25 protein-coding genes are annotated in these 21,236 nt (G+C 42.7%); 12 read left to right on the top strand and 13 right to left on the bottom strand.

What is annotated here, in order from left to right; translation table 11 throughout:
- The coding region (locus PN447_RS13235) for a transposase (protein ID WP_271763507.1) at nt 1-193 on the top strand (193 nt) is incomplete at its 5' end.
- Nucleotides 194-350: 157 nt separating this feature from the next.
- On the opposite strand, the gene PN447_RS13230 is transcribed toward PN447_RS13235, so the two are convergent.
- Entirely contained in the window at nt 351-1,940 is a 1,590-nt protein-coding gene (locus tag PN447_RS13230; RefSeq protein WP_271763506.1) for a glucose-6-phosphate isomerase, read from the bottom strand.
- 225 nt (nt 1,941-2,165) lie between these two features.
- Here PN447_RS13230 and PN447_RS13225 point away from each other — a divergent pair, with 225 nt between their 5' ends.
- Both PN447_RS13225 and PN447_RS13220 read left to right on the top strand, forming a co-directional pair.
- Nucleotides 2,166-3,302 (top strand): branched-chain amino acid ABC transporter permease, encoded by a 1,137-nt coding sequence (locus tag PN447_RS13225; protein ID WP_271763505.1) that lies wholly within the window; start codon nt 2,166-2,168, stop codon nt 3,300-3,302.
- Between the two features lie 62 nt (nt 3,303-3,364).
- Nucleotides 3,365-4,147, top strand: a complete 783-nt coding sequence (locus PN447_RS13220) for an ABC transporter ATP-binding protein (protein WP_271763503.1) — start codon at nt 3,365-3,367, stop codon at nt 4,145-4,147.
- A gap of 53 nt (nt 4,148-4,200) precedes the next feature.
- Here the strand turns inward: PN447_RS13220 and PN447_RS13215 are convergent, their stop codons facing one another.
- From PN447_RS13215 to PN447_RS13205, 3 genes are read right to left on the bottom strand one after another with little or no spacing between them, the layout of a single operon-like run.
- Complete coding sequence (locus PN447_RS13215) at nt 4,201-5,052, bottom strand: sulfite exporter TauE/SafE family protein (protein WP_271763511.1); 852 nt, start codon at nt 5,050-5,052, stop codon at nt 4,201-4,203.
- Nucleotides 5,052-5,588 (bottom strand): rhodanese-like domain-containing protein, encoded by a 537-nt coding sequence (locus PN447_RS13210; protein WP_271763502.1) that lies wholly within the window; start codon nt 5,586-5,588, stop codon nt 5,052-5,054. The genes PN447_RS13215 and PN447_RS13210 overlap by 1 nt, the downstream gene beginning before the upstream one ends.
- A 32-nt stretch (nt 5,589-5,620) precedes the next feature.
- Nucleotides 5,621-6,307 carry an MBL fold metallo-hydrolase gene (locus PN447_RS13205; RefSeq protein WP_271763501.1) on the bottom strand — a complete coding sequence of 229 codons (687 nt, stop codon included), beginning with the start codon at nt 6,305-6,307 and terminating at the stop codon, nt 5,621-5,623.
- A gap of 152 nt (nt 6,308-6,459) precedes the next feature.
- On the opposite strand from PN447_RS13205, the gene PN447_RS13200 reads away from it, so the two are divergent.
- The gene (locus PN447_RS13200; protein WP_271763500.1) at nt 6,460-6,819 is read left to right on the top strand and encodes an ArsR/SmtB family transcription factor; all 360 of its coding nucleotides are present in this window, start codon (nt 6,460-6,462) and stop codon (nt 6,817-6,819) included.
- Between the two features lie 49 nt (nt 6,820-6,868).
- Here the strand turns inward: PN447_RS13200 and PN447_RS13195 are convergent, their stop codons facing one another.
- Nucleotides 6,869-8,155, bottom strand: a complete 1,287-nt coding sequence (locus tag PN447_RS13195; RefSeq protein WP_271763499.1) for a glutamyl-tRNA reductase — start codon at nt 8,153-8,155, stop codon at nt 6,869-6,871.
- A 101-nt stretch (nt 8,156-8,256) separates the two neighbouring features.
- The gene (glpX, locus tag PN447_RS13190) at nt 8,257-9,294 is read right to left on the bottom strand and encodes a class II fructose-bisphosphatase (protein WP_271763498.1); all 1,038 of its coding nucleotides are present in this window, start codon (nt 9,292-9,294) and stop codon (nt 8,257-8,259) included.
- Between the two features lie 218 nt (nt 9,295-9,512).
- On the opposite strand from glpX, the gene grxC reads away from it, so the two are divergent.
- The 3 genes from grxC to PN447_RS13175 all read left to right on the top strand — a co-directional run bounded on the left by grxC (nt 9,513) and on the right by PN447_RS13175 (nt 11,147).
- Nucleotides 9,513-9,821 carry a glutaredoxin 3 gene (gene grxC / locus PN447_RS13185; RefSeq protein WP_271763497.1) on the top strand — a complete coding sequence of 103 codons (309 nt, stop codon included), beginning with the start codon at nt 9,513-9,515 and terminating at the stop codon, nt 9,819-9,821.
- Between the two features lie 21 nt (nt 9,822-9,842).
- Nucleotides 9,843-10,337: a tRNA adenosine(34) deaminase TadA gene (tadA, locus tag PN447_RS13180; protein WP_271763496.1), complete on the top strand. Its 495-nt coding sequence runs from the start codon at nt 9,843-9,845 to the stop codon at nt 10,335-10,337.
- A 99-nt stretch (nt 10,338-10,436) separates the two neighbouring features.
- Nucleotides 10,437-11,147, top strand: a complete 711-nt coding sequence (locus PN447_RS13175; protein ID WP_271763510.1) for a lysophospholipid acyltransferase family protein — start codon at nt 10,437-10,439, stop codon at nt 11,145-11,147.
- A gap of 18 nt (nt 11,148-11,165) precedes the next feature.
- On the opposite strand, the gene PN447_RS13170 is transcribed toward PN447_RS13175, so the two are convergent.
- Complete coding sequence (locus tag PN447_RS13170; RefSeq protein ID WP_271763495.1) at nt 11,166-13,265, bottom strand: S8 family serine peptidase; 2,100 nt, start codon at nt 13,263-13,265, stop codon at nt 11,166-11,168.
- A gap of 118 nt (nt 13,266-13,383) precedes the next feature.
- On the opposite strand from PN447_RS13170, the gene PN447_RS13165 reads away from it, so the two are divergent.
- The 3 genes from PN447_RS13165 to grxD all read left to right on the top strand — a co-directional run bounded on the left by PN447_RS13165 (nt 13,384) and on the right by grxD (nt 14,782).
- Nucleotides 13,384-13,980 carry a hypothetical protein gene (locus PN447_RS13165; protein ID WP_271763509.1) on the top strand — a complete coding sequence of 199 codons (597 nt, stop codon included), beginning with the start codon at nt 13,384-13,386 and terminating at the stop codon, nt 13,978-13,980.
- Between the two features lie 142 nt (nt 13,981-14,122).
- The gene (locus tag PN447_RS13160; protein WP_271731895.1) at nt 14,123-14,380 is read left to right on the top strand and encodes a BolA family protein; all 258 of its coding nucleotides are present in this window, start codon (nt 14,123-14,125) and stop codon (nt 14,378-14,380) included.
- 78 nt (nt 14,381-14,458) lie between these two features.
- Nucleotides 14,459-14,782: a Grx4 family monothiol glutaredoxin gene (gene grxD / locus PN447_RS13155; RefSeq protein WP_271763494.1), complete on the top strand. Its 324-nt coding sequence runs from the start codon at nt 14,459-14,461 to the stop codon at nt 14,780-14,782.
- A 271-nt stretch (nt 14,783-15,053) separates the two neighbouring features.
- Here the strand turns inward: grxD and PN447_RS13150 are convergent, their stop codons facing one another.
- Nucleotides 15,054-15,302, bottom strand: coding sequence for a DUF6761 family protein (locus tag PN447_RS13150; protein WP_271763493.1), 249 nt, complete (start codon nt 15,300-15,302; stop codon nt 15,054-15,056).
- Between the two features lie 561 nt (nt 15,303-15,863).
- Between PN447_RS13150 and PN447_RS13145 the strand changes: the two genes are divergently transcribed.
- Nucleotides 15,864-16,634 carry a response regulator transcription factor gene (locus tag PN447_RS13145; RefSeq protein WP_271763492.1) on the top strand — a complete coding sequence of 257 codons (771 nt, stop codon included), beginning with the start codon at nt 15,864-15,866 and terminating at the stop codon, nt 16,632-16,634.
- Between the two features lie 5 nt (nt 16,635-16,639).
- Here the strand turns inward: PN447_RS13145 and PN447_RS13140 are convergent, their stop codons facing one another.
- From PN447_RS13140 to PN447_RS13120, 5 genes are all read right to left on the bottom strand, one after another.
- Nucleotides 16,640-17,410, bottom strand: a complete 771-nt coding sequence (locus tag PN447_RS13140) for an ABC transporter ATP-binding protein (RefSeq protein ID WP_271763508.1) — start codon at nt 17,408-17,410, stop codon at nt 16,640-16,642.
- Between the two features lie 9 nt (nt 17,411-17,419).
- A complete protein-coding gene (locus PN447_RS13135) occupies nt 17,420-17,980 on the bottom strand; it encodes a hypothetical protein (protein WP_271763491.1) in 561 nt (186 codons plus the stop codon).
- A 25-nt stretch (nt 17,981-18,005) separates the two neighbouring features.
- The gene (hisA, locus tag PN447_RS13130) at nt 18,006-18,776 is read right to left on the bottom strand and encodes a 1-(5-phosphoribosyl)-5-[(5-phosphoribosylamino)methylideneamino]imidazole-4-carboxamide isomerase (protein ID WP_271763489.1); all 771 of its coding nucleotides are present in this window, start codon (nt 18,774-18,776) and stop codon (nt 18,006-18,008) included.
- A 64-nt stretch (nt 18,777-18,840) separates the two neighbouring features.
- On the bottom strand, nt 18,841-19,134 hold the full coding sequence (locus PN447_RS13125; protein ID WP_271763488.1) for a DUF3593 domain-containing protein: 294 nt from the start codon (nt 19,132-19,134) through the stop codon (nt 18,841-18,843).
- Nucleotides 19,131-19,475 carry a DUF2499 domain-containing protein gene (locus tag PN447_RS13120; protein ID WP_271763487.1) on the bottom strand — a complete coding sequence of 115 codons (345 nt, stop codon included), beginning with the start codon at nt 19,473-19,475 and terminating at the stop codon, nt 19,131-19,133. The genes PN447_RS13125 and PN447_RS13120 overlap by 4 nt, the downstream gene beginning before the upstream one ends.
- A gap of 673 nt (nt 19,476-20,148) precedes the next feature.
- Here PN447_RS13120 and PN447_RS13115 point away from each other — a divergent pair.
- Nucleotides 20,149-21,236: Calx-beta domain-containing protein (locus PN447_RS13115; protein WP_271763486.1), on the top strand; the 1,088-nt coding region annotated here is incomplete at its 3' end.

Below are 21,236 nucleotides of genomic sequence, written 5' to 3'. Positions count from 1 at the left end.
TCATAAAGGTGGGCGCATTCAACAACTGATTGAGTACGCAGGGTGTGAAGTGGTGTACCTACCACCTTATTCTCCAGACCTGAATCAGATTGAAAAATGTTGGTCTTGGTTAAAAAGTCGAATCCGCAAAAAACTTGAGCAGTTTGATTCTTTACGAGATGCCATTGAGGATGTCTTACTTTTTGCGTCCTAACCTCCTTGGCGGTTGCTATAGTAACTACGGCTGAGTAACTTAATATTTGCCCATAACTGCCAAGCATCCTAGATAGATGTGATCTAAGATGCTAGAGAATAAAAAAATTGTTGCAGATACAACAATTATATGATATAATATTCCAATTAATCTAAGTTTATTTGGCGGCGCAAATCTTTAAACTAGCTGGGTCACCGGGGTCACCTTGTACTAACACACCGCGCTCATTTGCGTGCAAGTGCCGGAGAATTTTGTAAATTGCCTCAACTTTCTCAGATGCGCCAGCTTTTTCGGCTATTTCTTCCAGAGACAGGCCTGTTTTTTGCTGTTGCAATACAGCCACTACCTTTGATTGTAACTCCAGAATAGCCGCCGCAGCTTTTTTACCAGCTTCTACTCCTGGTTGATGGTAGGCGTTGATATTTACCAAACTGGCGTATAAACCAACAGCACGTTCATACAAAGCAATTAACGCCCCCACTGTTTTGGGGTTGACTTGGGGAATAGTCACTGTAATAGAATCCCGTTGATTTTCGTACAGCGCTTGTTGACTTCCTAAGAGAAACCCAGAGAGAAAATCTCCCGATGTAACTCCAGGTTCAATTTCTAAAGATTTCCCTTGACGGTCTTCTAAGACTTCAATGAAAGTAGCAAAGAAATTCGGTACACCCTCACGTAATTGCTGGACGTAAGCGTGTTGGTCTGTGGAACCTTTGTTACCGTAAACCGCGATACCTTGATAAACAGTCTTACCGTCCAGGTCTTTTTCTTTACCTAAAGACTCCATTACCAGCTGTTGCAAATAGCGACTAAATAACAACAAGCTGTCCTTGTAAGGTAAGACAACCATATCTTTTTCACCCTTACCATTACCGGAAAAATACCAAGACAAAGCCAACAAAGCCGCTGGGTTATTTTTCAAGTTTGGGACGCGGGTAGCGTCATCCATTTCTTTCGCACCCTCTAGCATAGCGTGAACGTCAATGCCTTGTAATGCGGCCGGTACTAGTCCCACAGCGGACATTGCTGATGTGCGTCCTCCCACCCAGTCATACATGGGAAATCTGGCTAACCAGCCTTCATTTTTGGCGACTTGATCTAAGTTACTATCAACGCTAGTAATCGCAACAGCGTATTGAGCAAAGTCTAAATTCTTGGCTGCATAAGCGGATTTAACTTCAATCATCCCATTGCGTGGTTCCGGTGTTCCCCCAGATTTGGAGATGACTAAAACCAAAGTTGTAGCTAGGGTATTTTGCAACCGAACCAGAACACGGTCAATACCTGCGGGGTCTGTATTGTCGATAAAGTGAAGGTTCAGGGGTGGAAAATCAGGACTGAGGGCCTCAGCCACAAATTGCGGTCCCAGGGCAGAACCACCAATACCAACAGATATAATATCGGTAAACCGGCTGGCTTGGGGAGGATGAACAGCACCTGTGTGGACTTTTTCCGCAAAGGCTTCAATTTGCTCTAGGGTTTGGACAATTTCTTGGGTAAGTTCTGGTGTGGGTGCTAAATCAGGATTTCGCAACCAGTAATGTCCTACCATGCGGCCTTCGTCAGGATTTGCGATCGCACCCTTTTCTAATTCCGCCATATCCGCAAACGCTTTGTCAAACTTCGGCCGCAACGAATCCACAAAAGCATCATCAAACCCCATGCGACTGATGTCTAAGTAGAGTCCTAATCCCTTGTGGAAATATAACCAGTTTTGGTATCGTTGCCAAAGTGCCTTCGCATCCATAGGGAAATCTCAAATAAAGTATTGCTTCAAAAACAAGTTTAATGTAAGGTCAGAGCCATCCGGTGCCTAGCCTTATACAGTTTTCAATGTTGGGTATGGAGCATCCCATTAATCCAATTAATTAGTGATGCTTCCCAAAATTATTGTACCTTACCGTTCACCCTTCCCTACCATAGGACAGAGTTATAGAGTAAGACATGGTGATAGTGTATTAAATAAATTACTATGGTTGAATATCTCACTTTTTTAGCAATTTCTACCACAATCTTCGCCCTGTTTGGTTTGGGACTCAATCTACAGTGGGGATATACAGGGTTAATTAACTTTGGTCATATTGCTTTTATGACTCTGGGGGCTTATACCACAGTTTTGCTAAGTCTCCAGGGTATCCCCTTACTGATATCAGCAATCATAGGAGCAATAGTAGCAGCTTTATTAGGTTTAATTATTGGTTTTGCTACTCTGCGCTTACGGGAAGATTATCTGGCCATTGTCACCATTGGGGTAGGAGAATTAATTCGTTTAGTGGTGAACAATCAAGAATTACCTGTGAGGGATACCTGGATATCTGGGGCTTTTGGTGTCCAAAGTTACCCTATACCCTTATCTACAACCCCCAATTTGTTTTTTAGACTGGTGATGATGGGATTGCTCACAGTGTTGGCGCTGGCTACTTTTTGGTGTTTGTGGCGATGGGTTCGCGCCGCTCACAAATCTGTGTTAGCCGATTCTCGCAAAACTGAGAGTAAAAAGCAAGAATTAGTTTCGCGCTGGGGAGTAGGGATTATATTCGCCCTGCTGACAGCAGCAATTTATATTTCTGGTTTGATTGGCTTGTATGATTATAAACCCGCCGCCGGTTTGATGCTGTTGTCACTGTTGGTATTAGGATTTGTATTGTGGCGGTTAGAAATTCTAGTGCGATCGCCTTGGGGACGGGTGCTTAAAGCTATCCGTGAGGATGAAGAAGTCCCCAAAGCCATGGGTAAAAATGTTTTTTGGTATAAAGTCCAATCCCTGATGTTGGGAGGTGCGATCGCTGGTATCGCTGGGGCTTTCTTTGCTTGGCAACTTAGCGCTATTTACCCTGATAATTTTCAACCACAGCTAACCTTTGATGCTTGGATTATGGTAATTTTAGGCGGTTCTGGTAATAATATTGGCACCATCTTAGGCGCGGTCATTTTCTTTACTTATGATGCCATGACGAGAGAATTTTTACCGAGAATTTTCACAAATTTATCTTCTGACCAATTGGGCGCATTTCGCATCATGGTGATTGGTCTGATTTTGATGGTACTGATGATTTGGCGACCTCAAGGTATTTTAGGCAAAAAAGAGGAACTCACCCTGGGTAAGTAATTGCTTAACAGTGACTAGTTCAGATTCTGCAACATTAGTTAACAGTTATCAGTCAATTTTTTATGGTAAATAATCAATCTTCCCCACTTCCACTACTTGCAGCTAGCGGACTTTGTAAAAGCTTTGGTGGGTTGAAAGCTGTCAAGGATGCCACAATTGAAGTTAATCAAGGTAGTATTACTGGCTTGATTGGTCCGAATGGGGCTGGTAAAACTACTTTGTTTAACCTACTATCTAACTTCATTCGCCCAGATAAGGGACGAGTGATTTTTGATGGGGAACCTATTCAGCAGTTGGAACCATACAAAATCGCCCAGCAGGGACTAGTCCGCACTTTTCAAGTGGCGCGGACTCTCTCCCGTTTGTCGGTGTTAGATAATATGCTGCTAGCTGCACAAAAACAAACAGGAGAAAAGTTTTGGGGAGTGCAGTTACAGCCTCATATCGTAGCTCAGGAAGAAAAGCAATTCCAAGAACAAGCAATGTCACTACTAGAATCTGTAGGACTGGCGGAAAAAGCCCATGAATATGCTGGTGGTTTATCTGGTGGACAGCGGAAGTTATTAGAAATGGGACGAGCGTTAATGACCAATCCTAAGTTAATTTTATTAGATGAACCAGCCGCCGGAGTCAATCCCAAACTAATAGATGATATATGCGATCGCATTCGTACCTGGAACCGCCAAGACGGTATGACGTTCTTAATTATTGAACACAATATGGATGTAATTATGTCCTTGTGCGATCGCGTTTGGGTGATGGCGGAGGGTCAAAATTTAGCTGAGGGAACCCCTAAAGAAATACAAAGCAATCCCCAAGTCTTAGAAGCCTATTTAGGACAGTAATATTAGTCTAACTAATTAGTTATTCTGCCGGTATTTTCTTTACCTACCTCAAATCAAATACGCAGTATTTGTTGATAATTTGAATTGTTCCCAGCAGCTCTTTTGCTCTTAAACTCTTCTAGAATACCGCGGTTTTGGAATAAAATCAAAGCCGCCACTCCCAATAAAAAATAACCAAAATATTTTTGTAATTTTTTCCCATCAACATATTGAGATAGATAAGCACCTAGAACAGTGCCAATACTGGCTGCTATAATAAATGACGTGATAATATTCCAGTCTAAACTCACTTCTCCCCAATAGCCTAAAAACCCTGATACAGCATTAGCAGCAATAATTACTAAGGAGGTACCAATAGCCTGTTTCATTGGTATATTTCCCAATATAACTAAAGCGGGTATAATCGCAAATCCTCCCCCAACTCCCACTAATCCTGTCAATATACCCACCCCTAAGCCTTCGCTGACTAGCCACAACCAACAGTATTTACAAATGGGCTTGGTGTAAATTTCTGATATGTCAGGCTGTTTCGCTGTTGATTTAGCACCACGCCGAATCATTAACCCAGAAGCTAGCAACATCATGACTGCAAATAGCAGCATTTGCAAACTACCTGTAATAAATGGCAGATTGGCGATTTTAGCACCAGCAAAAGCCCCCAACATCGTAGCAGAACCAAAGATAAATGCTGTTTTTAAATTGACGTGTCCCTGTTTCCAATGGGGAATTACACCAATTAAACTTACGGTTCCTACAATTACTAAGGTCATGGCTACAGCAGATTTCGGCTCTATTCCCATGACATAAACTAAAGTTGGTAATGCTAAAACTGATCCACCACCGCCAATCAACCCTAAGCTAATACCAATTCCGACTGCTAGGATATGTCCTAATATCCATGTAATCATTGCACACGTTGATTGTAGGGTAATTTCGCCAATAACATTCCCATGGCACAGGTATTACTGACGCCAGCAAATACTAAACCAGCACCGAAAAAGCCACTCAAAATTAAAAACCAAGGTGAAACAAAAGCACCTAAAATCGTCCCTGTAAATACTAATGAGCCGGCTACAATTTGTACTTGTCTCATTAAACTAATGGGGGCGTTTTTATTAATTTTAGTGGGGTAATTTAACTGCTTCCAAGCTGTAATTCCTCCTTGAAGTTGAGCAAATTCTGAGAAACCCGCAGTAATCAGTTTTTGTGCTGCTTGGTGAGAGCGTTTTCCTGATTGACAATACAGCACAATTTGAGGGTGACGGGTAAAATCTACTTTTTCTGCTTGGAATTGAGACAGGGGTACAAGTTTAGCGCCGGGAATATGTTCGGCTGCATATTCTCCAGGTTCCCGCACGTCTATCAGTTGTACTTGTTGTTTTTCCGTCCAGTCTTTGAGGGTGGAAGCGTCAATTAATTGCAATTTAGTTTCTGAAATCATATTGTTACCTGCTGGTTTTAATCTTAAACTATTCAAGCATTACCACAAAGTTGATTTGCTGGTACTGCTTCCATGATTTTTTGGGGATTTGGTAAGTTTAAACTGGCCATGAACTCAATAAAGTTATCTCGCGTCCGTCCTTGGAACCGTGGGTTAAACTGCTTTTCTTCGCCGATGGTGGAGACGGTATGTCCCCGGTAGTCATGTCCTGGATAAACTAAGGTTTCATCGGGTAGGGTAAATAGGCGTTGGGTAATTGCATCAAATAAACTCCCCGCATCACCACTTTGAAAGTCAGTCCTACCACAACCACGAATCAATAAGGAATCTCCTGTTAATAGTTTTTCACCATTAACTAAATAGGCCATATGACTATCTGTATGTCCTAAAGTGGCTATGGCCTCTATGGTAATTTCATCTAATTTGAGAATTTCCCCGTGTTTAATTTGCCGATCAGCACAGCTGGCTGAGGCGTTTTCTGGTACAATTCCTAAACACCCAGTTAATTCACGTAACTTACCAGTACCTGTAATATGATCGGCATGAATATGTGTTTCTAAGCAGTAGTGCAGTGTTAAACCTAATTCTCTAATTAATTGGCGATCGCGTTCTACATTATCTATCACCGGATCTACTAGAATAGCTGCTTTGCTAGTCTTGTCGGCAATCAGATAAGTATATGTACTTGTATCATCGTCAAACAGTTGGCGGAATAACATTTTAGTTTCTCCATATAAACGGACTAGGCTAAAAGCAGAAAATTTGATCGGTAGTTAGATATTAGTTTCTGATATTTTCCATCGCCTTTGTCATATTATATGAGTATATGGTAAAATAGTCAGCGCAAAAACCACAAAACAATTAATCTTATATGTCACAGATATTTCCAGACGCACTCAGTCAAGTTGCGGACTATTTCAAAGTCTTGTCAGAAGTGAGTCGCCTACAAGTGTTATGTTGTTTAAAAACTGGATCTAAAAATGTTACACAAATCATTGGGGAGACAGGACTAGGACAGGCTAATGTATCCAAGCATCTCAAAGTTTTAGCACAAGCGGGAATTGTTAAAAGAACACCAGAGGGAGTGAATGTAATTTATGAAATTACTGACCCAATATTATTTCAGTTATGTGATCTAGTGTGCGATCGCCTAGCTGTGCGACTCGAACAACAAACCCAACAGCTGGAAAAACTCGGGAGTAAGGCGTGGAGTCTAGGACAAAGGGGATAATTTTCTCTCCATTTCCCCTGACTCCTGTGAGATAGGCGGGATAGGGCAATTAGCTAAATTGCTCCCCTGCATCCAAGTTAAATAAAATTTGCAGGGTTTGCATACAGTTGCGCCGGGCTTCAACATCCTGCTGCGCCCGTAGTTGCACCATGGGATCGTGTAGAATTTTATTAACTATTCCTCTTGTTAAAGCTTCGATCACCTCTTGATGTTTGTCAGCAAATTCGGCACCTAATCGAGACAAGGCTTTTTCTAATTCTTGTTCGCGGATGGTTTCAATCTTATTTCTCAGACAACTGATAGTAGAAACAGTTTCTAGCGATCGCCACCAAAGATCAAAAGCTAAAATCTCTTCATCCAGAAGTTTTTCAGCCTCTTCAGCCATCTGGCGACGGCTTTCATAGTTTTGTGCCACAACAGCCTTCAAATCATCCACATTAAAGGCTTGGACATGGGACAGTTCATTTACATCCGCATCCACATTACGCGGCACAGAAATATCAAATAACATCAAACAGCCATGAGACTCTAAAACTTTTTCTAACCTGCTGCGGTTAAGTATAGGTTCAGTAGCAGAAGTACTTGTAAATACTAAATCACTTTTAGCAATTACCGCCATCATTTCTGATAGCGCATAAGTATATATAGGCTGATCGGGATAAAGATTTGCCAATTGCTGGGCGCGTTCTTGAGAGCGATTAACAATGCTAATTTGTGTAGCACCCTTAGAAATCAGGTGTTGTACCAACAAACGTGACATTTTGCCAGCACCAATAATTGCGACTCGGCAATCTGATAAATTAGTGGTCTTCATTTGTGCCAACTCCACAGCCGCAGAACTGATAGAAACTGCACCAGTACCAATACTCGTTTCAGAACGCACACGCTTACCGGCTGTCAGAGCTTGTTTAAATAATCGGTTGAGAATTGTTTTTATACCACTGTACTGCTGTCCCAGTTTATGAGTATTTTTCACCTGAGCTAGAATTTGACCTTCTCCGAGTACCAAACTATCTAAACCTGCCGCTACGCGCATCAGATGCATAACAGCATCACCATGTAACAACATAAACAAGTGTTGACGTAGAGACTGTATAGGTAAGCGGCTGTGTTCAGAGAGAAACTGAGTCACCTCCCTAATCCCTCGCTCCGTCTCACTGGTCACAATGTATATTTCTAGGCGGTTGCAAGTGCTAAGTATTGCCACCTCATCAATATGGGGATAGCTACTCAGATGAGCGATGGCTGTTTCGGTCTGTGGTTCTGGAATACTCAGCTTTTCCCGGATTTCAACTGGGGCGGTCTTATGGCTTAACCCCACCACGATAATATTCATTATTTATCGGTAATTGGTAATGGATTATTGATTATTCAGAGTTGGGGATGAGGTCCCAGAGATGAACAAGATTCTTCCCCAGTCCCCACCCCCTCAAGTTTCTAACGTAATTGCAGATTCTTTGGTTGGTCAAACATATGGATAGTATCGACAAACCGTGCTGTATTGGACTGGTTAGAAATCACCAAGCTTTGAGTTCTTGCGCCGCCCTTAAAGAAGCGTACACCGTCCATAAGAGTACCAGGGGTAATACCACAAGCCGCAAATAAAACAGTTTGACCAGAGGCTAATTCGTCGGCATTATAAACCTTGTCCGGGTCATTAATGCCCATTTCCTTTAACCGTGCGAGATTGCCTTCTCTGCTTTCCCCAATTAAACCTGTTTGTACAACTTCTGGATCGTAGATCAATTGTCCTTGGAAATGACCTCCCAAGCATCGCATAGCCGCAGCAGAGATGACTCCCTCAGGAGCAGCACCGATGCCCATCAAAGCGTGGATATTAGTACCACCAAAAGCGCAGGAGATGGCCGCAGAAACGTCACCATCACTGATGAGTCTGACTCTAGCACCGGCATTGCGAATTTCTTGAATGAGTCCTTTGTGGCGGGGACGATCCATGACCACAACCACCAATTCCTCAACTGCGCGGTTTAAGCACTCAGACAGGATTTTTAGGTTTTCAGTTGCTGACTTGTTGATGTCTACATGACCTCTGGCCGCAGCTGGTGCTGCTAGCTTCTTCATGTAGAAGTCAGGCGCAGCGAATAAACCACCTTTTTCGGCAATTGCCAAAACCGCCATTGAGCCATTTTGACCATAGGCGACTAGGTTTGTGCCTTCGCAGGGATCAACAGCGATATCAATTTCTATGAGTTCTTCTGGGTTACAGTACTTTTGAGCATCCGGTTTAGTACAGATACCAACTTCTTCCCCAATGTAGAGCATAGGAGCTTCGTCACGCTCCCCTTCACCAATCACAATGCGACCACGCATATACATTTTGTTCATGCACTCCCGCATCGCTTCCACGGCTACTTGGTCAGCAGTGTTCTTTTCGCCTTTACCTGCCCACTTTGCAGACGCGATCGCTGCTTGCTCTACTACCTCAATAATTTCTAATCCCAGTGTATTTTCCACAGATTCACCCTCTTAAGTGCTTGACTTAGCTTTTTGTTATTTGGCTATTTCAGTCTTCAAGTCTACCAAAGTGCGGATACACGTGGACAATACTATCTACTAAGACAAGTGTTAAGTTTTGCTGCTTTGACTATCTAGTTTATAGTATATTAGTACTATTGTGACCTGCCATGGTCAGATAAAAGATATACTTGTGAAAAAATTCCCTCAGAAAAAATATGCTGGATTTTCTCAACCCCCTTCTTGGACGCCATCCAGAACGTGTGAAGGCAAATGTTGAAATCTACACCTGGCAAACCTGTCCTTATTGTATCCGTGCCAAAATGTTGCTGTGGTGGAAAGGTGTAAGATTCACCGAGTACAAAATCGATCGCGACGAAGCAGCTAGAGCAAAAATGGCGGAACGCGCTCATGGCCGCCGTTCAGTACCACAAATTTTCATCAATAATCAGCACATTGGTGGTTGTGATGACCTTTATCAGCTAGACAAAGAAGCTCAACTCGATTCACTGTTAGCCACTGTGTGATCACCCAGTAGCCATGGAAAAATGTTAATTGAATATCCAGAATATCTGATACATCGCCAATGGATGAGTCGCGCCATAGACTTAGCACAAATCGCCGGCGATGCTGGTGAGGTTCCTGTGGGTGCTGTGATTGTTGATGCTACTGGAAATTTGATTGCTTCAGGCGAAAACAGAAAAGAACGTGACCAAGATCCCACAGCTCACGCAGAAATTATCGCCTTGCGAGCAGCTGCTAAAACTTGCAGAAATTGGCGCTTAAATCAATGCACCCTGTACGTCACCCTAGAACCTTGTCCCATGTGTGCAGGTGCTATTGTCCAAGCACGTTTAGGAATGCTGATCTATGGAGTGGACGATCCTAAAACTGGCGCGGTTCGTACTGTTACCAATATCCCTGATGGCGCTGCTTCTAATCATCGTCTACGAGTCATGGGAGGTATTTTAGAATCAACTTGTCGTCAACAATTACAAACCTGGTTTGCAGGTCGTCGTCAGCAAAATCATGGACAGATATAAAACTGTCCATTAGTCCTAAGACAATTTGCCAATGAAAAACTACTGTTGAATTAATCAACAATTTATTGGCTGATGGGACAATCGGCCGCTACCATCTTTATGGAAATTTATACTTACCAACAAACAGCTACCACGACAAATACTCGCGTAGCTGACACTACCTCGCGGATATCTCCCTGGTTAAGTCCTTTATTGTATCTATTAGGGAGAAACCTTCTTTTACCATTATTCTTTGGCAAAATTGACATCACCGGACAGGAAAATATTCCCTTAACTGGCCCTGTGATCCTAGCTCCTACCCATCGGTCACGTTGGGATTCATTGCTTTTACCCTATGCTGGTGGTCGCTATGTGACAGGGCGGGATCTACGCTTTCTGGTCAGTATTGATGAGTGCCAAGGAATACAAGGCTGGTTAATCAGAAGTATGGGAGGGTTTCCTGTGGATCCTCAGCGTCCAGCTATTGCTAGTCTCCGTTATGCTGTTGAATTACTTCAACAAGGCGAAATATTAGTGATTTATCCAGAAGGTGATATTTATCGCGATGGTCAAGTTCACCCATTAAAACCAGGAATTGGTCGTCTCTCTTTGACTGCTGAATCTAGTCAGCCAGGAGTAAACATCACAATTATACCTATAACTATTAAATACAGCCAACCTTATCCTCAGTGGCGTACGAGTGTAATAATTAACATTGGAGCTGGATTAAATGTAAGTTATTACACTAAGGGAAATCTCAAACAAAATGCCCAAAAACTCACATCGGATTTAGCACTAGCTCTACAAGAACTAAGCAATGAAGAATCATAGAGAGCAGAAACTTTTTCACTAATAACCAATGACTAATGACCAATTATTCAGCTTTCCCACATCTTGTGGGGCATAGTCGATTAACCATAACTCCCAAATTCCTTGAGATGAAAGGCAAAGTAATTGTTTCAAGACCGGGTGGGAGCTAATTGTGTACGTTGTTTGTAAATTAGTGCGGCGGCCTAAGGTGCGGCTTTGTAATAACACCCGTCGATGATTGGGAGCTATTAAATAAACTTCTAAATCGCCTAAAAAATCATGGGTGATATTAACTGTTATTTGAATATCTTTAATGGGACGGGATTCACTAATGGCGATCGCACTTTTGACCCCATCTGGATTATCATCTGGAATACTTAACTCACGGAAATTCTCACCCCTGACCTGCAACTGAGCAGATAATAAAGAACTACGTAGTTTTGCGGCAGCTTCCACCGCCCTAGCTGCATTCACTTTGCCATAACCAAACCATTGAGAATGTCCGTTATTGTCGTAAGTACCTGCTTGAATACCCAACTGAGGGTCAGGGAGAGAATCCACAATTTTATCAGCAGTTTCCTCCAGAATTAACTTTACCTGTTGCGCCGTTAAGTGAGGATTTGCTGACAGAACTAATGCCGCCACACCTGCGACTATAGGAGTAGCGCTAGAAGTACCGCCGAAATTATTGATAAAATCACCAGGATCATAACCTGCTTCGCCTACTTGGTCAGTAGTTAAAATTCCCCGTCCGTGAAGAGTCGCAGTAATATGGGGTTGTGTGTTCATAAAACCCCGACCCTGAAATGAGAATCCGGGTGGGGCGTTATTACTAGGAGCACACAAAGTAATATTAGTGCCCCAGTTACTGTAAGCAGCTTTCTTGTTCAAACTAGTGGAAGCTGCAATGGTAATCACATCAGGATGTACGGCAAATCCATTTAACCAACTTGTATTTCCCTGCAACAAATTTCCTGGCCAATTCTGCTCATAAACCACACCGCTAATGGGGCGGTTAGCATTTCCCGCAGCAAACAATACCACGCAACCTTTCCCATTGCGTCCTGTAGTAGCAGCACGAGTAATAGCCGCCCGTTGGCGCAAAGACAAGGGATAATAGACAGCACCAGCTCCCCAGCTACAAGAAATCACACTGGCCCCCTGATTAATCGCCCAGTTAAACATATCCTCAATCGATTCATCATCTAAAAAACCAGTACTACGAATCGGCATCAATGCACAACCAGGAGCAACCCCCACAATTCCCTGACCATTTTCTTCGGCCAGAGCTATTCCTGCGCAAGCCGTCCCATGACTGATTTCTCCCTGACCGGGTATAGGTAAAAAACCATTTTTCCTTAAGTCTCTGGGAGCAACAATTTTGCCACTACCTTGTAAATCCGGATGGTTCAAGTCAAAAGAATCATCCACAACCGCCACAACTACAGAACGCACACCGCGAGTGATATCCCAAGCTGGTTCTACACAAATATGAGAACCAGGTACCAACTGGTTACCGCCATTGTGGTAAAGATACCATTGCTGAGGATATAGGGGTTCACCGGGTCTGTAATGTAATTCACTTTTAATGAGGATATTAGGTTCAGCAACTAAGACGAACGAGAACCCCTGTAACTGATTAGTAATTTTCAGGGGATTTTCTCTGGCTTGTTTGCTCACCAGAAACACAAAAGTATTAGGAATACCCAGGACGGGTTTTTGTGGAACTAAACCAAATCTAGAAGCGATCGCCTCAATTGTGGCAGAATCTACCCAAGAGGCAAATTGAATAGTAATTTGGTCATTCAGGTAAACGAAAGTTCCCGGATTATCTTGAATTGTGTAAACATGGCCAGCAAAAGCCACACTTTCCGCACCCCGTGCTTGAGACATGGCCGAGTCTAACTGGTTAGTTACCACTGTGAAAACTTCTAAATTTGCTTGAGGAATGCTAAATTGCCAAATACCCCAGTTAACCTGAGATAATTGTTGGGAAGTAAATTTAGTTGAGGGACGGACGGTGAAGCGGTCTAAAACCTTTTCTAAAATCAACTCTTCACCGGCCCGTTGTAAAACCATTCCTAAATTGCTTGGCAAACCTGTGTGGGTAAAATCAGAGGAATTAGCTTGATCGTTCATGGGGGCGATTTTGGTTAGTATACAGGAGGAATGGGAACTCACCTCCGCCGATTTTCAGTCTAAATCAGAGAAACCTAGAAGTTTCCATGTTTTCTACATAGTTGCACTACTTGATCCCATGAAATCCGCTGCTGTTCCTTCTTTAATTAGCCCCACGGCTTTATCATTCATAGCAGTCCTTAACCTGCTGTCACCTGTCAATGCTCAGGTACAAAAGCTACCCAGTCTCTATAGTCAAGTACAAATCATTGAACCCAACGATCCCAATACTCTGCGTCCTACACAAAGTAACAGCATTTTGAGTATAGAGGGCGGTGAACGGCTGATGGCAGAAGCCGCCGCAGCTGTTTCTGCTCAAAATTACCCTTTAGCTGCGAAAAAACTCCAAGATGCACGTCAACTTTATAATCAGTTATCTAATTTTTATCAAGAGTTAAACTCTAGTTTTACGGGTATTGATCCTCGCATTTCCGATTCCCAGCGCCAAAAAGCCTTAGAAACAGCCCAAAAGCGAGACGAAGCCACCTATCAGTTAGCACTGGTACATCGGGCGCAAAATCAACCGGAGTTAGCCGTCCCTTTGTTCATTCAGATTATTAAGAGTCAAAATCCCACACGGGATTTAGGACAGAAGGCCTATCAGCAGTTATTTGAATTGGGTTTTGTGGATGCACCCTTTCCCAGACAAGGTGCTAGCTCGTCTCAAAGTGAATAAATTCCGCACATCTTCAAAGAAGGTCTGAAATGGTAATATCTAAGTTAGAGCCGCGTTGATCGTCAGTCTGCCTGAAACCTGAAACATATGTTGCCTAGCTGTATCTGTTAATAATAGAAAAGTAAGTCTTTCAGGAATTGCGATGATTAATCCGCAGCAGGTTGAGGCAATGATTAAGGCAGAACTGCCAGATGCCCAAATTCAGGTTCAAGACTTGACTGGTGGCGGTGACCACTATCAGGTAACAGTGGTTTCATCACAGTTTGCCGATAAAGGACTGGTACAACAACACCAGTTAGTTTATGGTGCTTTGCGACAAGCTATGTCCACTGAAGCAATTCATGCCTTGGCCTTAAAAACCTACACTCCCGCGGCGTGGGAAGCAACAGCAGCTTCCTAAAATGAATAAATTCACATTGCCACCGCGACACTGACTATTGATATCTTGGCTATTAGCAATATAGGAAACAAAAAGTCCATGACCCCAGAAACCAAAGAAAAAATTGATAATTTGATACAACAAAACAAAATCATGGTTTTCATGAAGGGAAACAAGTTGATGCCGCAGTGTGGTTTCTCTAACAACGTTGTCCAGATTCTCAACACGTTGGCGGTTCCCTTTGAAACAGTTGACGTTCTCTCAGACCCCGAAATTCGTCAAGGTATTAAAGAATACTCTACATGGCCGACAATTCCCCAAGTTTATATTGACGGTCAATTTGTGGGCGGTTCAGATATCTTGATTGAACTTTACCAAAACGGTGAGTTGCAGCAACTGGTAGAAGTGGCACTGGCTTCTTAGGTCATCCCCGGTAATTCCCCATTCTTGATGGGGTTGCCAACTTTATTGATCACGTTTGCGACCGCACATCCTTATGGTTGGGTATGTAAGCGTGATCATTGGCAACTCCGCGCCGTAGAACGGCGGATATTCTTCCTTTCTCTGATAGACAAAATGTCACGAGAATTTCACACCAATAAAAGATTGACAAACGCTGGAAAAATGATATAATTGACAGCGTTGACGATTAAGGCAACTATTAGCGGCTGGGTATAAGGGATTAAATAAGCCATTAATAGTAATCAAGTTGTCGTTCGGGTTGGGTTCTGACAAAATTCGATGGATCGTACAGGTAGCGGCTAGCTTCCTCTTCTAGGCGGTGAATCAGTATAGGTTCAATAGCGTTGCTTTGTCGCAGTGCGGCTAGATAGCCATCCAAATACATCCGCATATCGTCCGTCCGATAACCGCGATTCCATAGCTCGACGAAGGCGTCAGTCAGTCGTTGGTAATAGCGGATGGTTTGTGTGTCTTGGAGCATAACTGCTATGTTAATCTCTTTAGAATGAGAATTGTAAACGATTCACGCTCAAATGTGAAGTGTTACTTTCACCTTTCTCGCTTCAAATCAATGACGCAATATCTAGTTGAGGCTATATCCTCCCCCCAGAAGGTAATCCCATGGTATTCCATAAAATTTAGAACACGATAGTTTTATAAGCTATTTTTATAATTACTTGGGGTAAGTTTCCATATTCACTAGGGGATGGAGTCATGTACTTTTAACAGATTTAATCCGAAAACACCAAAAAGTTAGGTATAGGTTAACTTAATCTCACCCTGTTTAGGGTTTGTGGGTAAAATACACCCATCCCTGGGAGGATATTCATAGAAAAACACATTTCTTCCAGTCTAACAAAAATTTAAGAATAAATTAAAGAATATAACTAACTTACCTTTGGGTAAGGCATCAGTTTAGTATTTTACTACCTTGAGGATGAAAAAATCTAAAATTAATCCCAATGTAAGTAACGAAGAATACAAAACCTTGTCCATGGGCTTGTTACTTTGAAATTCATCAACGCTAAGGGGTATTGCCGCTGTGGGTTCGGTTTGTATTGAAATCGTTGAGGGAAATCCCCATCTAAGGTCGTTGCTGGGATGGCACTTGCAACAGTTGGAATATCGTGTCCATCAAGCCGCCAGCATTTATCAAGCAAGGGAATTATTTTTAAGCCAACAACCAACATTGGTAATTCTAGATGCTGATTTACCCGATGGTGATGGTATTGAGTTTTGTCGCTGGTTGCATTTGCAACAACAATCTTTAATTTTGATGCTATCAGCTCGTACTAATGAGGCTGATATTGTAGCAGGTTTAAAGTCCGGGGCTGATGACTATCTTAGAAAACCTTTTGGAATGCAGGAGTTTTTAGCTAGAGTAGAGGCAATAATTCGCCGCAAAGGCACACCTATTGCACCAGCTTATTTAGATTATGGCAGTTTGCAAATTGATTTGGTACAGCGCCGGGTGCGTTTCCAAGGTGAGTTTATTGATTTAACGCCTCAAGAGTTTAGTTTACTGTACGTTTTGGCACAGGCTGGGGGAGTAGCTCTGAGTCGTGCAGAATTATTACGTCGTGCTTGGCCTGATGCGATTGATAACCCGCGCACCATTGATACTCATGTTTTGTCTTTACGCAAAAAAGTGGAACTTGATCCTCGTCAACCTAGTTTGATTCAAACTATCCGCAATGTGGGATATAGATTTAACATGGAAAGTTTAAAATCCAATGTTCCGCAACCGCCAACTAAGTTAACCAAGGAACGATTCACTCACTCACGCTCTACAGTTATTAGTCAACGTTCTTAATGGGATTAAATCCATTCTTGGGTTGCTTGGGTTTCCGATTCTGTCAACTGTTTTTTTAGGTTAATCCAATTGATTTCAGATGCTGTTTGATTTGTCAATAACTGACCTTGCTCTAAGTATAATAATCGGGTGCAGAATACCCGGGCTAAGTCAAGCTGGTTATTTACCATCAAAATTGTTGTTTGATGAGTTTGATTTAGCTGAATTAAGACTTGCATGAGATTGGCTGCTTTACCAGCATCCAAAGCAGAGGTGGGTTCATCTAATAATAAAACTTTTGGTTGGATAACTAAAGCACGGGCGATCGCTACTAGTTGTCGCTGTCCAGTAGAAAGTTGTAATTCTGTCCTTGTTAACCATTCACTAGGAATGTGGAGTTGTTCTATCCAATGGTTAATTCTGGGTTCAATTTTTTCTTGAGACCAACCACGCAAAAATAAAGGATAAGCTAAAGCCTCCCCCACTGTCATTCCTAACAGTTTTGATTCTTGTAATCCCAGTGTGATATCCTGGCGTAGCTGTATAATAGGAATTTGGTTATATTCCTGATTTCCTAGATAAATTTTACCTCTAGTAGGTTCACACAGGCGGTTTATCAGCCGTAATAAGGAGGTTTTACCAGCACCCGATGGACCGACAATGGCAATGCGATCGCCTGGAAACACCCCAAAGGAGATATCCTGTAGTATGGGGTATACCTGAAGTTGGGGTTTAAGCTTGGCAAACAAGTTAACTTGTTCTAGCCTGATTTGGGTGGTGTGGCTGTGATTTTCCAAGTTCAATAACTAATGACCAATGACTAAGGCTGTATTAATAGTCCAAGCATCTACCAGTAACAGCAGGAGGGTGAATACTAACAAAACTAAATACATCCACGGTTGTGCTAAGGTGCGAACATCTGTAGTATCAATTCCGGTTCTGGTTTCTACTGTTTTCACCAGGCGGGAAAATCCAGCTACGCGCATGGGTAATAAATAAGCTTTTCCATCCCGACTGAGAAAATAATAAACTAGTCCCCCTTGACCAGTGGAGCGGGGTTTTAAGTCTTTCACATCTGACCAAGATAAAATCCATCCTTTGCGAAAGAAGCTAGGAACCCAGGATGGGTAGGTAACTTGAATCCCCTGGTCATCTACAATTACTCGCTCTGTCAATACCGCATATAAACCTACAAAGCCAATGCTGATTCCTACCCACAATAATACTGGGGGTATGGCCGCGGCTGTTACCTGGGATAAAAACGGTAATGGGATGGTGAGTGCTATGTATAGGCTTAATAGTGTCAGCCGAATTAACGGAGACAGACGAAAAACCGACGTTGAGTTGTTGGCTGATGTTGTGTTCACGGCTGAATTAAGGTATAATAGTTCTTTAAGCGAAGCTCGAATCAAGATTGGGGGGGACATCTTGAATACGCCCCTGTCCCACAGCCTTTATTGCCTCCGTGAGGGAAATATCGCCAGTGTATAGGGCTTTACCCACAATTACGCCTTTTACTCCCTGTGTTTCTAAACCCAAGAGACTCAATAAATCGCTCACAGAACTCACTCCACCAGAGGCGATGATGGGGATATAAATTTCTTGTGCTAGTTCTCGTAAGGCTGCTAAATTGGGTCCTATGAGTGTACCATCGCGGTGGATATCTGTGTAAATGATGGCTGCTGCACCCAGATCTTGCATTTGCACAGCTAGCTGGGTGGCTAAAACTTCCGAGGTTTCTAACCAACCGCGAGTTGCTACTAGTCCGTTACGAGCATCAATACCAATGATAATCTTTTCGGGAAATTCTGTACAGAGTTCTTGTACTAGTTGGGGTTGTTCTACGGCTATGGTTCCCAGAATTGCCCACTCTACTCCTAAATTAAATACTTGTTGAACGCTAGTGCGATCGCGTAACCCTCCACCAATTTCAATGGGTACAGACACTGCTTCAGCAATGGATGCAATAGCTTTCAAGTTAACTACTTTACCAGCTTTAGCGCCATCTAAGTCAACTAAATGTAATCTGGTTGCGCCTTGGTCAACCCACTGTTTAGCAATATCCACCGGGTTCTCGCTAAAAACTTGTGACTGCGAGTAGTCTCCCTGATAAAGCCTAACACAGCGTCCTTCTAGTAAGTCAATTGCTGGTATTACTTCCATTTATCTATGCCTATAAATTATTAATGGTATTGGCATTTTTGCCGAGTGTTATCTGCTCAGGGCGTTAATTTTTCATTTTTAATTCTCTCACCGCTTGGGCGAACCCCAACACTACCAGAATATTAGTAAGGGTTAAAAAAATTTCTGCTCCTCCATGTAACCAATCCACATTAGCCAAGGAAACCCCATAATGTAATTGCGAGTAAATTCCCGCCGGGATGGTAATGGCAACAAACACCAGGGTTCCGTAAAATCCATAAAGGGCTAAACGCGGCGTTTGGGGAGTACGACCAATAAACCACAAAAAACCCAAGTAGGGAAATAAGGAAAGAGCAAATAGGGTTTCTTTAGAAATCATGACTTTGATTCAGTAAGTTGGGTAGGGACAATCCCAGTTTTCTCCTGTGACCTAGTAGAACGCCAGATTAAAACTGCAGCAGCCCAAAGTGTAAAATTACCAATTAAGGTCATAGCAGCTTGCAGGGTTACCAGCCATTCTAAAGATGCTGCATTATCAAAATAATGCCAGGTACAGGCACACATGGCACTCACTAAAGCTGGTAACATGGCAAGAGATAATCCCCACCATGTACGATTGCCAGTGAGTTCTCCATAAGTCCAGATTAACCAAATGGCGACCATCCACTCAATAACGCTAGAAATATGAATGATCCAGGTGGGAATAGAAAGAGCGTGCATAAGTAATTAAAAATCAATAGGGATGATTATAGTAAGGGCTTAATACTACCTCGTTTATAAAACAAAAGGGGATTTAGCGATCGCCTATCGTAATTTGACATAGTTCTCCCCATGCTGCAAACTAATTCTCCACCCCTACCAAAAAACGCGCACAGTGCCCCTGGTTTCTAATCAGGTACTCGCTATACGTGGACTTGCAGCCGTGGGGCACACGGTCAAGATGCTTGGGGAGGGTAAATTCATTGGAGTACCCGTGAATCAAGAATCCCCCGGCTTCTAGCCGGGGGTAGTGTCAATCGTGTGTTTTCCTGTACATATTCCATCATAGCGAATCAGTCAAAATCAGCCAATTTGAGCTTGCAGAGAGATTTTTTTACCCTTGCCTAGCTTCTTGGTAAATAAAATTAACAATAAGTTGACTTGATAAGCTTTCTGTTATATAAGTAACCTTATTAGTAACCATTTAGATGTGTTTACTTAACTTGCTCAGGTTAAAGTTGGTCATAATTTAGCAAGTTTAATACAGCTTTTTAAACTACTAATCACATATTCTCACCTGAAACTACGGTGGAGCTATCTGTATTTATATTCACTGAGACGGCTAACGGTAAGGCGGTATAAGACCGAGAAATGACTGTATATAGGCAATAACTATTGTAAGAAAGAGTGATTTATGACTGTAACAAATTTGCTTTCAGATTTACCAGATTTAATCGTCAGCGACATCACACCTACCGTCACCGAAGTTAGTTGGGGAGAAACCATTGACATCTCCTGGACAGTCACCAACCAAGGTACTGGTAACACTACTAGTTATTGGTACGATAATATCTACTTCTCAGTGGATGAAAACTTTGACCCCAACGAAGATACATCTGTGGGAGAATGGTGGGACTACTACGGTGATAACCTAGTAGCGGGGTCAAGTTACACCAATTCAACTACTATTACCTTACCCAGTAGTCCCATTGAGGGTGTAAATAGTGGTTATCTGTTGGTAGTCAGTGATATTTATAATAATTACCAGTTAGAAACAGATGAGAATAATAATGTTTCTGCTGTAGCTATTGACCCTGCGACTAATGTCACCATTGCAGTCACAGATGTAGATGATGATGTTCTACCTCAGTTAGCGATCGCCCCCACTAATGCAGTACAACCAGAAGGTAATCAAGGACTCACCCCATTTACCTTCACAGTTACCCGCACAGGGGACAACACAGGTACAAGTAGTGCACGCTGGGAGGTGACAGGTACAGGTAACAACCCTGCTAACGCCGCAGACTTTCCAGGTGGAGCATTCCCATCAGGTACAGTTACCTTTGCACCAGGCGTAACATCTCAAGTAATTACAGTCAATGTCCAAGGTGACACGGTAGCAGAACCAAATGAAACCTTTACGGTGAGCTTATCGGAGGCTACTAATGCCACCATTACCACCGCTACTGCAACGGCAACTATTCTGGATAACGATACAATATCTTTGCTACAGCCAGGGCGGAATGAGGGGTTACTTATTCAAGAGCAGCGACAAACAGCGGATATTAATGGTATTCTTGGGCGGCTACGGGCTGATATACCGGGCGCCCAGTTATATGTACCACCGTTGTCATTTACGGCTCGACCCCTAATTAATGGTGTGGTTGGGGATGTCTTCCCTACTGAGATAGTGCAGATAGAAGTTGACTTTGCGGAACGCCCCCCTGGCACACTTGACTATTTTGGTGTAGCCAAGCAAGACGAGGATGGTAGTTTCTTTCT

Source organism: Anabaena sp. CS-542/02, assembly GCF_028331085.1.
GTDB classification, from domain to species: Bacteria; Cyanobacteriota; Cyanobacteriia; order Cyanobacteriales; family Nostocaceae; genus Anabaenopsis; species Anabaenopsis arnoldii.
This window is presented reverse-complemented; position numbering and strand designations above follow the sequence as displayed.

Bases quoted from the DNA above. Each gene is read 5' to 3' on its own strand.
- PN447_RS13220 (WP_271763503.1), top strand. From the start codon at position 3,365: ATGGTAAATAATCAATCTTCCCCACTTCCACTACTTGCAGCTAGCGGA.
- PN447_RS13165 (WP_271763509.1), top strand. From the start codon at position 13,384: ATGAAATCCGCTGCTGTTCCTTCTTTAATTAGCCCCACGGCTTTATCA.
- PN447_RS13125 (WP_271763488.1), bottom strand. From the start codon at position 19,134: ATGATTTCTAAAGAAACCCTATTTGCTCTTTCCTTATTTCCCTACTTG.
- PN447_RS13170 (WP_271763495.1), bottom strand. From the start codon at position 13,265: ATGAACGATCAAGCTAATTCCTCTGATTTTACCCACACAGGTTTGCCA.
- PN447_RS13175 (WP_271763510.1), top strand. From the start codon at position 10,437: ATGGAAATTTATACTTACCAACAAACAGCTACCACGACAAATACTCGC.
- PN447_RS13230 (WP_271763506.1), bottom strand. From the start codon at position 1,940: ATGGATGCGAAGGCACTTTGGCAACGATACCAAAACTGGTTATATTTC.
- PN447_RS13195 (WP_271763499.1), bottom strand. From the start codon at position 8,155: ATGAATATTATCGTGGTGGGGTTAAGCCATAAGACCGCCCCAGTTGAA.
- PN447_RS13200 (WP_271763500.1), top strand. From the start codon at position 6,460: ATGTCACAGATATTTCCAGACGCACTCAGTCAAGTTGCGGACTATTTC.
- hisA (WP_271763489.1), bottom strand. From the start codon at position 18,776: ATGGAAGTAATACCAGCAATTGACTTACTAGAAGGACGCTGTGTTAGG.
- grxC (WP_271763497.1), top strand. From the start codon at position 9,513: ATGCTGGATTTTCTCAACCCCCTTCTTGGACGCCATCCAGAACGTGTG.
- tadA (WP_271763496.1), top strand. From the start codon at position 9,843: ATGTTAATTGAATATCCAGAATATCTGATACATCGCCAATGGATGAGT.
- PN447_RS13205 (WP_271763501.1), bottom strand. From the start codon at position 6,307: ATGTTATTCCGCCAACTGTTTGACGATGATACAAGTACATATACTTAT.
- PN447_RS13120 (WP_271763487.1), bottom strand. From the start codon at position 19,475: ATGCACGCTCTTTCTATTCCCACCTGGATCATTCATATTTCTAGCGTT.
- PN447_RS13225 (WP_271763505.1), top strand. From the start codon at position 2,166: ATGGTTGAATATCTCACTTTTTTAGCAATTTCTACCACAATCTTCGCC.
- grxD (WP_271763494.1), top strand. From the start codon at position 14,459: ATGACCCCAGAAACCAAAGAAAAAATTGATAATTTGATACAACAAAAC.
- PN447_RS13210 (WP_271763502.1), bottom strand. From the start codon at position 5,588: ATGATTTCAGAAACTAAATTGCAATTAATTGACGCTTCCACCCTCAAA.
- PN447_RS13160 (WP_271731895.1), top strand. From the start codon at position 14,123: ATGATTAATCCGCAGCAGGTTGAGGCAATGATTAAGGCAGAACTGCCA.
- PN447_RS13150 (WP_271763493.1), bottom strand. From the start codon at position 15,302: ATGCTCCAAGACACACAAACCATCCGCTATTACCAACGACTGACTGAC.